This window comes from Streptomyces sp. NPDC041191 (assembly GCF_055591945.1).
In genome coordinates, this window is sequence record NZ_JBVIZC010000013.1 from 152802 (window position 1) to 164948 (window position 12147).

At 74.3% G+C, this 12147-nt stretch carries 12 protein-coding genes and 1 pseudogene; 7 read left to right on the forward strand and 6 right to left on the reverse strand.

Annotated elements, in window-relative coordinates; translation table 11 throughout:
• Window positions 1–15: 15 nt before the first annotated feature.
• Window positions 16–642 carry a YigZ family protein gene (locus ACZ6AQ_RS25250; protein ID WP_468762538.1) on the reverse strand — a complete coding sequence of 209 codons (627 nt, stop codon included), beginning with the start codon at window positions 640–642 and terminating at the stop codon, window positions 16–18.
• A 192-nt stretch (window positions 643–834) separates the two neighbouring features.
• On the opposite strand from ACZ6AQ_RS25250, the gene ACZ6AQ_RS25255 reads away from it, so the two are divergent.
• On the forward strand, window positions 835–1275 hold the full coding sequence (locus ACZ6AQ_RS25255; RefSeq protein ID WP_468762540.1) for a CoA-binding protein: 441 nt from the start codon (window positions 835–837) through the stop codon (window positions 1273–1275).
• 394 nt (window positions 1276–1669) lie between these two features.
• Here ACZ6AQ_RS25255 and ACZ6AQ_RS25260 read toward each other — a convergent pair whose 3' ends face one another.
• Window positions 1670–2428, reverse strand: coding sequence for an acyltransferase (locus ACZ6AQ_RS25260; protein WP_468762542.1), 759 nt, complete (start codon window positions 2426–2428; stop codon window positions 1670–1672).
• A gap of 135 nt (window positions 2429–2563) precedes the next feature.
• Here ACZ6AQ_RS25260 and ACZ6AQ_RS25265 point away from each other — a divergent pair, with 135 nt between their 5' ends.
• On the forward strand, window positions 2564–3091 hold the full coding sequence (locus tag ACZ6AQ_RS25265) for a gamma carbonic anhydrase family protein (RefSeq protein WP_468762543.1): 528 nt from the start codon (window positions 2564–2566) through the stop codon (window positions 3089–3091).
• A 97-nt stretch (window positions 3092–3188) separates the two neighbouring features.
• Here the strand turns inward: ACZ6AQ_RS25265 and ACZ6AQ_RS25270 are convergent, their stop codons facing one another.
• Both ACZ6AQ_RS25270 and ACZ6AQ_RS25275 read right to left on the reverse strand, forming a co-directional pair.
• Window positions 3189–3848, reverse strand: a complete 660-nt coding sequence (locus ACZ6AQ_RS25270) for a DedA family protein (RefSeq protein ID WP_468762545.1) — start codon at window positions 3846–3848, stop codon at window positions 3189–3191.
• Between the two features lie 237 nt (window positions 3849–4085).
• Complete coding sequence (locus ACZ6AQ_RS25275; protein ID WP_468762547.1) at window positions 4086–4541, reverse strand: DUF4442 domain-containing protein; 456 nt, start codon at window positions 4539–4541, stop codon at window positions 4086–4088.
• A gap of 107 nt (window positions 4542–4648) precedes the next feature.
• Between ACZ6AQ_RS25275 and ACZ6AQ_RS25280 the strand changes: the two genes are divergently transcribed.
• Together ACZ6AQ_RS25280 and ACZ6AQ_RS25285 are read left to right on the forward strand one after the other, a co-directional pair.
• Window positions 4649–5749, forward strand: a complete 1101-nt coding sequence (locus ACZ6AQ_RS25280; protein WP_468762549.1) for a DUF8017 domain-containing protein — start codon at window positions 4649–4651, stop codon at window positions 5747–5749.
• A gap of 101 nt (window positions 5750–5850) precedes the next feature.
• Window positions 5851–7257 (forward strand): MFS transporter, encoded by a 1407-nt coding sequence (locus ACZ6AQ_RS25285; protein WP_468762652.1) that lies wholly within the window; start codon window positions 5851–5853, stop codon window positions 7255–7257.
• On the opposite strand, the gene ACZ6AQ_RS25290 is transcribed toward ACZ6AQ_RS25285, so the two are convergent.
• A complete protein-coding gene (locus tag ACZ6AQ_RS25290; protein WP_468762551.1) occupies window positions 7219–8064 on the reverse strand; it encodes a spermidine synthase in 846 nt (281 codons plus the stop codon). The two genes, ACZ6AQ_RS25285 and ACZ6AQ_RS25290, sit on opposite strands and share 39 nt — an antisense overlap.
• 341 nt (window positions 8065–8405) lie before the next feature.
• Here ACZ6AQ_RS25290 and ACZ6AQ_RS25295 point away from each other — a divergent pair.
• Together ACZ6AQ_RS25295 and ACZ6AQ_RS25300 are read left to right on the forward strand one after the other, a co-directional pair.
• Window positions 8406–9101 (forward strand): annotated as a pseudogene (locus ACZ6AQ_RS25295) (TVP38/TMEM64 family protein); the annotation flags it as partial.
• Window positions 9102–9317: 216 nt separating this feature from the next.
• Complete coding sequence (locus ACZ6AQ_RS25300; protein ID WP_468762553.1) at window positions 9318–10190, forward strand: undecaprenyl-diphosphate phosphatase; 873 nt, start codon at window positions 9318–9320, stop codon at window positions 10188–10190.
• Between the two features lie 84 nt (window positions 10191–10274).
• Here ACZ6AQ_RS25300 and ACZ6AQ_RS25305 read toward each other — a convergent pair whose 3' ends face one another.
• Entirely contained in the window at window positions 10275–11180 is a 906-nt protein-coding gene (locus ACZ6AQ_RS25305; protein WP_468762555.1) for a Gfo/Idh/MocA family protein, read from the reverse strand.
• A 147-nt stretch (window positions 11181–11327) separates the two neighbouring features.
• On the opposite strand from ACZ6AQ_RS25305, the gene ACZ6AQ_RS25310 reads away from it, so the two are divergent.
• The gene (locus tag ACZ6AQ_RS25310) at window positions 11328–11855 is read left to right on the forward strand and encodes a DinB family protein (RefSeq protein WP_468762557.1); all 528 of its coding nucleotides are present in this window, start codon (window positions 11328–11330) and stop codon (window positions 11853–11855) included.
• The last annotated feature ends 292 nt before the right edge of the window (window positions 11856–12147 follow it).

Sequence of the window (12147 nt, forward strand, 5' to 3'; positions counted from 1 at the left end):
CCGCCCCCTCGCCCCTCACACGTCGCCGTACGCCTCGCCGCCGAGCTCGAACACGGCCGCGCCCGCCGTGGCGGCGGCGAGCCAGGCGCGGAAGGCGGGGACATCGGCGTCCGGGAGGCCGATCTCGATCGTGACGGCGTCGGCGTACCGCACGTCGCGGACGGCGCGGCCCGTCGCCCGCAGGTCGTTCTCCAGCCTGCCCGCCCGCTGGTGGTCGACGGTGACGGTGGCGAGCCGGAAGCGCTGCCGGGTCACGGTGCCGAGCGCGTCGAGGGCCTCGCCGACCACTCCCCCGTACGCGCGGATCAGACCGCCCGCGCCGAGCTTCACGCCGCCGTAGTAGCGGGTGACGACCGCGGCGGCGTACCGCATGTCGCGGCGCAGCAGCATCTGCAGCATGGGGACGCCCGCCGTGCCGCCCGGTTCGCCGTCGTCGCTGGCCTTCTGCACGGAGGCGTCGGCGCCGAGGACGTAGGCGAAGCAGTTGTGGGTGGCGGTCGGGTGCTCCGCGCGGACGCGCGCGACGAACTCCTGCGCCTCCCGCTCGTCGGCGACGGGCGCGAGCGCGCAGAGGAAGCGCGAGCGGTTGATCTCGGTCTCGTGCACGCCCTCGCGGGCCGGAGTGCGGTACTGCTCCTGCATCCGGCCAGCCTACGTTCCGCCGGCCCGGTGCTCCCCGGCGGCCGGTCCGGGGCGGCGACCGGCCGGGGACGGCGACCTCCGCAGGAGGCCGGTCGGCCGGGGGCGTCGGGAATCGGGGGGCGGCGGGAATCAGGGGGCGGCGCGGCTCGTTCCCCGGGAGACGGATCACGCGGAGGAGAGGCAGCAGAGACGATGAGCGCCGACAGCACGACCACCGGTCCCGCCGAGTACTCCGCGTCGGAGGCGGTACGGCGGATCCTGACGTCCACGGGCGACACCTGGGCGGTGGTGGGCCTGTCGGACAACCGGGCGCGGGCGGCCCACGGGGTCGCGGCCGTCCTCCAGCGCTTCGGGAAGCGGATCGTCCCGGTCCACCCGAAGGCGGAGACGGTCCACGGCGAGCGGGGCTACGCGTCCCTCGCGGACATCCCGTTCCCGGTCGACGTCGTCGACGTCTTCGTCAACGCCGACCTCGCGGGCGGAATCGCCGACGAGGCGGTGGCGATCGGCGCCAAGGCGGTCTGGTTCCAGCTGGGCGTGGTCGACGAGGCCGCCTTCGCCCGCGTCCGCGGGGCGGGCCTGGACATGGTGATGGACCGCTGCCCCGCCATCGAGATCCCGCGCCTGGGCTAGAGGGCGCCCTTCCGGTCGGCGGGGCCGGCGGTCCCCGCTCACGCGGCGACGGTGGCCCGGGGCCCGTCCGCCGTGCGCCTCCTGCGGCGTCCGGGCGGTGACCATGCCGAACGAAGTCCTCCGGGATCGCACGCCCTGACGACCCCGGGCAAGGCGCACGGCGGACGGGCCCCGGGCCCGCGCCGCGCAAGGGTGTCCACGGGGACACCGCGTCGTCACGCACGACACTCCGCAGCTGGATACGCCCTGCACGTCGTCATCGCCCGGTGGGACGGAACGCGGTCCGCCGAAGCCCCGCGCGCGACCACCCGGGAACCCGCCGACCGGCCGGAAGCGGTCCGTCCCGCGCCCCGGTTCGCTCCTCCGTGCCGGGGCGCGGCCGCGTCCGGCCCGGTCAGGACGCCGCCGTGCCCGCCTGCGCGATCTCCCACTCCGCGAGCGCCGCGAGCTGTTCGGGGGTGACGTCCTCCGGGATCGGGACCGGGGCGGGGGTGCGGAGCGGGGGCTGCCAGCCGTTCTCCGGGTCCCACCTGCGGACCACCTTCGCCGGGGCGCCGGCCACGACCGAGTGGTCCGGGACCTCCCCGCGCACCACCGCGCCCGCCGCGACGACCACGTTCCGGCCGATGCGCGCGCCGGGGAGGACCACCGCTCCCGTGCCGAGCCAGCAGCCGGGCCCCACCGAGACCGGCGCGGAACGGGGCCACTGCCGGCCGATCGGCTCCTCCGGGTCGTCGTAGCTGTGGTTGGTCGAGGTGATGTAGACGTACGGACCGCAGTACGTGTCGGAGCCGATCGTCACCTTCGCGTCGGCGATGACGTGGCTGCCCCGGCCGAGGACGACCCCGTCGCCGAGGGTCAGGACCGTCTCCGTGCCGAGGTCGAGGTCCGGCAGCATTCCGGCCGTCAGCGTGACCTGCTCGGCGATGATGCAGCACCCGCCGATCTCGATCCACCGCTCGCCGAAGACCGTGCCCTGCGGGAAGGCCAGCCGGGTGCCCTCGCCGATCCGGCGGAAGCGCAGCCTCCCGGGGTGCTCGGCGGTGACGGACCCGGCCCGCTGCGCCCAGCGCCAGCCGCCCTGGAGGGCGTGTGCGACGACCCGGCGCCGCCAGGCGGCGAGGGAGGAGAACGTGTTTCTGTTCCTGGGCACCCGGACACGGTAGTCGGCCCCCGCCGACCCGTTCGGCGCCGGGCGCTGTGATGTCCGTCATGGGCGCGGCATAGGCTGCGGCCCGCGGGGCGACCCGGGCGCGACACGACGGCCGACGATCAGGAGCGAGGAATCATGACAGAGGCGTTGATCAGGGGTGTGGGCGGCAAGGAGCCGCGGATCGATCCGACCGCCTTCACCGCCCCGACCTCGGTGGTCCTCGGCGAGGTCGCCCTCGGTGCGCGCGCGAGCGTCTGGTACCACACGGTGCTGCGGGCGGACTGCGGTCCGATCGAAGTCGGCGAGGACTCCAACGTCCAGGACAACTGCACGGTCCACGTCGACCCCGGCTTCCCCGTCTCGATCGGCGCCCGGGTGACGATCGGCCACAACGCCACCGTGCACGGTTGCGTCATCGAGGACGACGTCCTCGTGGGCATGGGCGCCACGGTCCTCAACGGCGCCCGGATCGGGGCCGGTTCGCTGGTAGCCGCCCAGGCGCTCGTCCCGCAGGGCATGGAGGTCCCGCCGGGTTCGCTGGTCGCGGGCGTCCCCGCGAAGGTGCGCCGTCCGCTGACCGAGGAGGAGAAGGCGGGCATCCGGCTCAACGCCGAGATGTACCTGCACCTCGCCAGGGACCACGCGGAGGCGTTCGGGGACTGAGCGGGACGCGGTCGGGAACGACGGAGCGGAGGGCGGCACCCCGGCCGGGGTGCCGCCCTCCGCTCCGTCTCCTCGCCGTACGGCGCCTCCGTACCGCTCAGTCCGTCGCCGGGACGGGCTCCGGTTCCGGCTCGGAGGCGGAGGCCCGCTGCGCGGCCGCCTTCTTGGCGCGGTTCTTGACGAGCAGCATCGAGGCGAGGCCGATCAGGACGGCGAGGACGAGGCCGAGCCAGGAGAAGCGCTTCAGCCACGCCTCGGCGACGACGCCGACCGAGTAGATGACGGCCGTGGTGCCGCCGGCCCACAGGATGCCGCCGAGGACGTTGGCGACGAGGAACTTCCAGTACGGCATGTGGAGCACGCCCGCGAGCGGTCCGGCGAAGATGCGCAGGAGGGCGATGAAGCGGCCGAAGAAGACCGCCCACATGCCCCACTTCTGGAAGGAGCTCTCGGCGAGTCCGATGTTGGCCTCGCTGAAGTGCTTCGGGAACCTCTTCCCCAGCCAGGCGAGCAGCGGCCGGCCGCCCTTGCGGCCGATGGCGTAGCCGATCGAGTCCCCGATGATGGCACCGGCGGTGGCGCAGGCGCCGAGCACGTACGGATTGATGTCGCCGTGCTGCGAGGCGAGCAGCGCCGAGCTGACGAGGACGATCTCGCCGGGGAGCGGGATGCCCAGGCTCTCCAGGCCGATCACCACCCCCACGAGGAGGTAGACGGCGATCGGCGGGATCGTCTCCAGCCACTCCTGGACGTGCAACGCGGCATCCTCCCGTTCGACTGCCCTGCCGTGACAGGCCCGTGGTCGGGGGCCGCACCGGCGCGCACCGCGTCGGGCACGCCGGTGCAGCCTACCCGGTCGGACCGCGCGGGCCCCGGCCCAGGCGGCCTCCGACCCCGGTCCCGGGCCCGCCTCCGGCCCCTGCGCCGGGCGCCGTACGGCACACGGCCGCCCCCGTACCCGGAGGGGTGCGGGGGCGGCGGGCCGGGGCGCGGGTCAGGCCTTGTTCGGGCGCAGGGTCCACACGACGGTCATCTCGCCGGTCACGGCGCCGTCCTCGCGGGTGATGTCGATCCGCACCGGGAACTCCGGCCGCTGTCCCGCGTCGAGTTCGGCGACGACCTCGGCGGCGGGGCGGCCCAGGGTGGCGGTGGCCGTGACGACGCCCATGGCCAGCTTCCGGTAGCCGATCTCGGCCCTGACGGCGAGCGGGACCGCGCGGGTCAGCTGGTCGCCGAAGGCGGCGAGCACGATGGCGCCGCTGGCGGACTCGGCCAGCGTGAACATCGCTCCGGCGTGGGGGCCGCCGACGTGGTTGTGGTAGGCGGGCTGGTCCGGCAGGCGCACGACGGCGCGCTCGGCGGTGGTCTCCAGGAACTCCAGGTTCAGGGTTCCGGCCATGGGGACCGTGGCGGCGAGCATCTCGCCCACGGACTTCTGGTCTGCGCTCATGCCCCGCGATGTTACCCGCCAGTAGCAGCCTTGGCCATCCCCCCCGGGGCCCCCGGCCCGGGGGCGGACATGGCCGGACGGCCGCCGCACCTCTATGGTTACTGGCCATGTGGCCAGGACAGCAGCCGCCCGGGGGCGAGCAGAACCCGCAGGACCAGAGTCAGAATCCCTACCAGCAGCCGGGGTACCAGCAGCCGAACCCGTACCAGCAGCCGCCGGCCCAGCCCGGGTACCCGCAGCCGCCGACGCAGCCCGGCTACGCGCAGCAGCCGCCGGTCCCGCCGGGCCACCCGCAGCAGGCGTACGGCCCGCAGCCGGGGTACCCGAACCCGTACCAGCAGCCGACCGTGCCGCAGCAGTACGCGATGCCGGGCCCGGGACAGCCCGGCGGCCCCGGCGGGAACAGGAAGACCCTCGTGGTGATCGCCGCCGCGACCGCCGTGGTCGTCGCGGCCGGCGTCACCGCCTTCCTCACGCTCGGCGGGGACGACGGCGAGAAGCCGGTCGCCGACGACAAGAAGCCGTCCGTGACGGCCACCGCCCCCACGGGGCCGACGCCCGACACGAGCCCGTCGACCGAGCTGGACAACCCGCGCGACGGCGCCGCGCGGCAGCCGACGATTCCCGGCTGGAAGGTCGTCCACAACCCGAAGTACGGGACCCTCTTCGACGTCCCGCCGGAATGGGACGTCATGAAGCCCGGGACGGCCAGCTTCCTGGAGGACGAGGCGAAGGGCGACGGCAGCCCGCTCGTCACGATGTCGGGGCCCACCCACCTCAAGGGCAAGTGGTGCACCTACGACACCAACAAGGACGGCCGGGAGGAGAGCTGGAGCCTGGCGTCGGCCGGCACCAAGGGCGGCCAGGGCGCCAAGAACACCGAAGAGGCCGCGTACAGCGAGGCCGGCACGTGGGTGTGGGGCGGCTACGCGCAGCACATGCCGAAGAACACCATCAAGATCACCAAGGCCGTTCCGTACACGACGGCCTCCGGCCTGACCGGCAGCGTGTCGACGGCGACGGCGCCGAACGTCAAGAAGCGCAACAAGTGCGAGTCGGACGGCAAGGCGATCGCCTTCTCGTTCAAGAACGCGAAGGGCGACTTCTCGACCTGGATCCTCAACGCGGCCGACGGCGTCGGCGACGAGCTGCCGGACGCCACGATCCAGAAGATCCTCTCCACGGTCCGGCTCGCCGAGAACTCCTGACCACCGCGGTCACCGGGAACGGCCCCTCCCGGTGACCGCGCCCGGCCCGCCCCGATATCCGTTTGGCACTTCGGGGAGGGGCCGGGGATAGTCCCGGGGTGATGTCATCCGCCGCCTCCCCCGGTTCCACCCCGCCGCGCTCCCGCCGCCCCGAGTGGGCCGGCCGCAACTACCTCCTGCTGACCGCCGCCACGGTCGTGACCAACCTCGGCACGCACGGCGCGCTGATCGCCACCACCTGGGCGGTCTTCGAGTCCGGCGGCGACGCGGGCGACGTGGGCCTCGTGGCGATGGCGCGCTTCCTGCCGCTCGTCCTCTTCCTGCTCGTCGGCGGCGCCGTCGCCGACCGGCTGCCCCGGCACCGGGTCATGGTCGCCGCCAACGCCCTCAACTGCGTGTCGCAGGCCGTCTTCGCCGCCCTGGTGCTCTCCGGCGAGGCCCGCATCTGGCAGATGATGGTGCTCACCGCGCTCTGCGGCACCGGCCAGGCGTTCTTCAACCCGGCGGCCGAGGGCATGCTCCTGTCCACCGTCGGCGGGGAACAGGCCGCTCGGGCGTTCGCCGTCTTCCGGATGGCGATGCACGGCGCCTCCATCGGCGGCGCCGCGCTCGGCGGCGCGCTCGTCGCCTTCGTCGGGCCGGGCTGGGTCCTCGCGATCGACGCCCTCGCCTTCGCCGTCGCGGGCGGACTGCGCGCCTTCCTCGACGTGCGGAACGTCCCCGCGCGCGCTCCGGGCGGCGGGCTCCTCTCCGACCTGCGGGAGGGCTGGCAGGAGTTCGTCGGCCGGCCCTGGCTGTGGTCGATCGTCGCCCAGTTCTCGGTGGTGGTGGGCCTGATCGGCGCGGTCGAGTCGGTGTACGGGCCGATGGTCGCCCGGGAGGAGCTGGGCGGCGCGCGCCCCTGGGGCTTCGCGCTCGCCGCGTACGGCGTGGGGACGGTCGCCGGCGCGGTCCTCATGACCCGGTGGAAGCCGCGCCGGATGCTGTTCGTGGGGACGCTGTGCGTCTTCCCGATCGCGCTGCCCTCGGCGGCGCTCGCGGTGCCGCTGTCCCCGGCCGGTCTGACGGCCGCGATGTTCGTGAGCGGCGTGGCGATCGAGGTCTTCGGGGTCTCGTGGATGACGACGATGCACCAGGAGATCCCCGAGGAGAAGCTGTCCCGGGTCTCCGCCTACGACTGGTTCGGCTCGACGGCCCTGCTGCCGCTGACCACGGCGCTCACGGGCCCGGCGGAGGGCGCGTTCGGCCGGAGCGGGGCGCTGTGGGGCGCGGCGGCGCTGATGGTCCTCGTCACCGCCCTCGTCCTGTTCGTGCCGGACGTACGGAACCTGACCCGGCGCCCGCACGCCGGAAAGACCCGGGAGGCGCCGGGGAGCAGCGCGGCCCCGGGGTCCGTGTCCGCTCCCGGAGCCGTGTCCGCTCCCGGGCCCGTGTCCGCCTCGGGCGCCCTCCCGGCCCCGCGGCCGGCCTCAGCCGATGCCGAAGGCACCCGCGGGGGGAACGGGTGACGGCACGGCCCCGGCGTCCCGGACCGGCTCCGCGTCCCCGGTGAACCGGGCGAGCGCGTCCCCGTGCTCCACGCGCGCGGGGAACGCGTCCGCCGCGGCCCGGCGCGCGAGGCGGGCGGTGTCGAGCGCGCGGGCGGAGGCGACCAGGACGGCGTTCCCGAAGCGGCGGCCGCGCAGGACGCCCGGCTCGGCGACGAGCGCGAGCTCGGGGAGGACGGTGGCGAAGGTGGCGAGCTGGGAGCGGAGGAAGGCGAAGGGCGCGCCGTCGGCCAGGTTGGCCGCGTAGACGCCGCCGGGCCGCAGGACGCGCCCGACCTCGCGCGCGTACTCGACGGAGGTGAGGTGGGCGGGTACGCGCGAGCCGCCGAAGACGTCCCCCACGATCAGGTCCACCGACGCGGCGGGGGCCGCTTCGAGCCAGCGCCGGGCGTCCGCGCCGTGCACCGTGATCCCCGACGCCCCGGACAGCGGCAGGTGCTCCGCGACCAGCGCGAGCAGCCCCCGGTCCGCCTCGACCACGTCCTGCCGCGAGCCGGGCCGGGTGGCGGCGACGTACCGGGGCAGGGAGAGCGCCCCGCCGCCCAGGTGCAGGACGTCCAGCGGCTCGCCCTCCGCCGCCGCGCCGTCCACGACGTGGGCGAGCCGGCGCGCGTACTCGAACTCCAGGTGTGCCGGATCGTCCAGGTCCACGTACGACTGGGGCGCGCCGTCGACCGTCAGGAGCCAGGCCCGCTCCCGGTCCACGTCGGGCATGAGACGCGCGGTGCCGTGGTCGACCTCGCGTACGACGGGGATGTGCTCGTTCACCTTCCCATTGTGACGGGGCGGGGCGGGGCGGGCGGACGGTCCGGGGGCCGGGCGGGCGGGGGCGGCCGTTTTCGGACGGCGGCGACGGCTTCCCCGGGGCGGACAACCCGGGCACGTCCGGCGCGGGTCCGGCGGGGCGAGCACCTTGTTCCCGCGTCCGTCGGACGCGATGACGCCCTTCTCGTACCCGGCGGCGAGGTGGGCGCCGGCCGTGGAGGGGGTGCCGCCGCCGGTCCGCACGCCCGTCCCGGCGCCGGGAGCCTCCGTGCTCCGGGGTCAGGCCCGGACGGACATGACGCACATTACGGCGCCCCTACGCGCCCGTCCGTTACTCTCCCCGAATGCTCGCTCCCGCCTCCCGGCCGCCGGGCTCCCTCGCCGCCCGCGGCTTCCGGGTCCTCCTCTCCCCCCGTTCGCGCCTCTCGGTGCTCGCGCTGCTGCTGCTCACGGCGGCCGCCCTCGTGGTGCTCTACGAGCCGCAGCGCCTGCTGGCCCCGGGCCGGACGCCACGGGCGGACGGCGCGGACGCGGTGCTGCTCTTCGGTCTGGCGTACGGAGTATGCACGGCGGCGTTCGTGCCGCGTCCGGTCCTGAACCTGGCGGCGGGCGCGCTCTTCGGCTCGGCCGCCGGCCTGACGGGGGCGGTCGCGGGGACGGTGCTCGGCGCCGGGATCTCGTTCACCCTCGGCCGGTACCTGGGACAGGACGCGCTGCGGCCGCTGGTGCGGGGCCGCTGGCTGACGGCGGCGGACGGGCAGCTGAGCCGGCACGGGTTCCGTTCGATGCTGGCGATCCGGCTGTTCCCCGGGGTGCCGTTCGCGGCGGCCAACTACTGCGCGGCGGTCTCCCGGATGGGGTACGTGCCGTTCCTCGTGGCGACGGGGCTCGGCACGGTCCCGAACACGGCGGCGTACGTGGTGGCGGGCGCCCAGGCCGGTTCGCCCGGTTCGCCGGCCTTTCTCCTCCCGGCCGGTTTCATCGTCGTGTCGGGGCTCGTCGCGGCGGTGGTGGCCTGGCGCAAACGGCACGGTCTGCGGGCCCCGCTCCCCGTCCCGGACGCCGTACCCGAGCCGGAACCGGCGGGCGCCGTCCGCCGAGGGCGGGGCCGCGGCACTCCGGACGGCCGGGCCCCCGGACGTCCCGCGGAGCGCCACTTCACGGACACGCCCTACCCGGGCTCCCGTCACCTGGGGAAGGTACGCTGCGCACGACCTTCTGACCGCACACGTACATAACGGGACGGCCCTAGCCCCATGAGTTGGTTCGAATCGTTCATCCTCGGACTCGTCCAGGGGCTGACGGAGTTCCTTCCCATCTCCTCCAGCGCGCACCTCCGCCTCACCGCGGCCTTCGCCGGATGGCAGGACCCGGGTGCGGCGTTCACCGCGATCACCCAGATCGGCACGGAGGCGGCGGTCCTCATCTACTTCCGCGAGGACATCGCGCGGATCGTCTCGGCCTGGTTCCGTTCCCTCACCGACAAGTCGATGCGCGCGGACCACGACGCCCGGATGGGCTGGCTGGTGATCGTCGGTTCGATCCCGATCGGCGTCCTCGGCATCACGCTCAAGGACCAGATCGAGGGCCCGTTCCGCGATCTGCGGCTCATCGCCACCACCCTGATCGTCATGGGCGTCGTCCTCGGCATCGCGGACCGGCTGGCCGCCCGGGACGAGACCGGCGGCCGTCACCGGGTGCCCCCCGAGCGCAAGACGCTCAAGGACCTCGGCGTGAAGGACGGCCTGATCTACGGCGTCTGCCAGGCGATGGCCCTGATCCCCGGCGTCTCCCGCTCGGGCGCGACGATCTCCGGCGGCCTCCTCATGGGCTACACCCGCGAGGCGGCGGCCCGTTACTCCTTCCTGCTCGCGGTCCCGGCGGTCCTCGCCTCGGGCGTGTTCGAGCTGAAGGACGCGGGCGAGGGGCACGTCTCCTGGGGGCCGACGATCTTCGCGACGGTCATCGCCTTCGCCGTCGGATACGCGGTGATCGCGTGGTTCATGCGTTTCATCACCACCAAGAGCTTCATGCCGTTCGTGATCTATCGCATCCTGCTCGGCATCCTGCTGTTCGCGCTGGTGGGCGCGGATGTCCTGAGCCCGCACGCGGGCGAGTCCGCAGGCTGACGTGCCGTCCGGAGCGGGGCGCCCGGCGACGTTCCCCGTCGCCGGGCGCCCCGCTCGTGCTCCCCGGCCGGAACGGCGTCCTCGTCAGGACGCCTGGACCAGGGCCTCGCGGACGACGCGCTCGCACAGTTCGTGGGTGAGCAGGGCGTCGCGGGCGCTGAGCACCCGGCCCTCGCGCACGGCGTCGAGGAAGGCGAGCACCGCCTGTTCGATGCCGCGCTGACGGGCCACGGGCACCCAGTCCCCGCGCCGGCGCACGGTCGGCTGGCCCTTGTGGTCGACGACGTCCGAGAGGTTGAGGACCTGCCGCTTGGTGTTCTGGCCGGAGACCTCCAGGATCTCCTCGGTGGAGCCGTTCATCCGGTTCATCATGCCGATGGCGGTGAAGCCGTCGCCGGAGAGCTGGAGCACCACGTGGTGCATGAGCCCGTCGCGGACCCGGGTCCGCACGTCGACGTGCTCGATCTCGCCCGGCAGGAGGAAGCGCAGGGTGTCGACGACGTGGATGAAGTCGTCGAGGACGAGCGTGCGCGGGTCCTCGGGCAGACCGACCCGGTTCTTCTGGAGCAGGATCAACTCGCGCGGGTGGTCGAGGCACTGGGCGTAGCCGGGGGCGAGGCGCCGGTTGAAGCCGACGGCGAGGCCGACCGAGCGCTTCTCGGCCAGTTCCACGATCCGCTCTGAGTCGGCGTACTCGTACGCGAGGGGCTTGTCGACGTAGGTGGGGACCCCGGCCTCGATGAGCCGTTCGGCGATCTCGGCGTGGGCGGCGGTGGACGCGTGCACGAAGGCGGCGTCGAGTCCGGCGGAGAGCAGCGAGTCGAGGTCGCGGTGGCGCCGGCCGGCGGGCAGGTGCAGGGTGTCGGCCACCCGCTCCAGGGTCGCGGGGGTACGGGTCTGCAGGTGCAGTTCGACGCCGGGAAGGGTGGCGAGGACGGGAAGGTACGCCTTCTGCGCGATGTCGCCGAGTCCGATGCAGCCAACCTTCACGGGTTCTCCCTTGTCGTCGTTCGCCGGTCCCGGCCGTACGGGCCGTTCGCGCCGGTCAGCTTACGCGGGCGGGACCGGTCCGCCGGCCGGGGCCGGGCACCGCCCAAATCGCTGGCCCCGGCCATGATCGTGGAGGACGATGCCCCCATGACCAACGATCACATCGAAACCGTCCCGCGCGTCGCCCCGGGCACCACCACGGGCGAACGCGAGGCCCTGGAACAGTGGCTCGACTTCCATCGCGCGACCCTCGCGGGGAAGTGCGAGGGGCTGGACGATGTCCGGCTGCGCACCCTCTCCGTCCCGCCCTCCGGCCTCAGCCTGCTGGGCCTGGCCCGGCACATGGCCGAGGTCGAGCGCCACTGGTTCCGCCGCATCCTGGCCGGCGAGGACGTGGAGGAGCTCTACATGACCGAGGAGGACGAGGACCGGGACATCCACGTCGCGGACGGGGACACCTACGAGGAGGCCCACGCGGCCTGGCAGGCCGAGATCGCCCACGCGCGCGCCCTGGCCGCCGGCCGGGAGCTGGACGACCTGGGCGCGGGCGAGCACCGCTCGGGGAAGAAGTTCAACCTCCGGTGGATCTACCTCCACATGATCGAGGAGTACGCCCGTCACAACGGCCACGCGGACCTGATCCGGGAGCGGATCGACGGCGCGACCGGCGACTGAGGGGACGGGCCCGCGCGTACCGGCGCGGCTCCCGCTCCGGGACCGCCGGGCGGGTCAAGGGCGGGCGTCCGGCGGCTCACCCGTGCGGGGCATTCCCCGCCGGTAGGGGCGCGAAGTCCCCGCGGGGACAGCAGAGTGGCGCGGGTGCATGGAACCCGAACCACAGCGAAGATCCTGGCCGGAGCGGCGGTGGCCGCCCTGACGGGGTGCGTCTCGGTGGCCGCTCCGACGGCGCCCGCTCCCGTCACCGCCCCGGCGGGGACCTTACGCCCGGGCGAGGCCGCGGCACCGC

Excerpts from the sequence above, each read along its gene's own strand:
- ACZ6AQ_RS25250 (WP_468762538.1), bottom strand. The coding sequence starts at position 642 with ATGCAGGAGCAGTACCGCACTCCGGCCCGCGAGGGCGTGCACGAGACC.
- ACZ6AQ_RS25255 (WP_468762540.1), top strand. The coding sequence starts at position 835 with ATGAGCGCCGACAGCACGACCACCGGTCCCGCCGAGTACTCCGCGTCG.
- ACZ6AQ_RS25265 (WP_468762543.1), top strand. The coding sequence starts at position 2,564 with ATGACAGAGGCGTTGATCAGGGGTGTGGGCGGCAAGGAGCCGCGGATC.
- ACZ6AQ_RS25275 (WP_468762547.1), bottom strand. The coding sequence starts at position 4,541 with ATGAGCGCAGACCAGAAGTCCGTGGGCGAGATGCTCGCCGCCACGGTC.
- ACZ6AQ_RS25280 (WP_468762549.1), top strand. The coding sequence starts at position 4,649 with ATGTGGCCAGGACAGCAGCCGCCCGGGGGCGAGCAGAACCCGCAGGAC.
- ACZ6AQ_RS25285 (WP_468762652.1), top strand. The coding sequence starts at position 5,851 with ATGTCATCCGCCGCCTCCCCCGGTTCCACCCCGCCGCGCTCCCGCCGC.
- ACZ6AQ_RS25300 (WP_468762553.1), top strand. The coding sequence starts at position 9,318 with ATGAGTTGGTTCGAATCGTTCATCCTCGGACTCGTCCAGGGGCTGACG.
- ACZ6AQ_RS25310 (WP_468762557.1), top strand. The coding sequence starts at position 11,328 with ATGACCAACGATCACATCGAAACCGTCCCGCGCGTCGCCCCGGGCACC.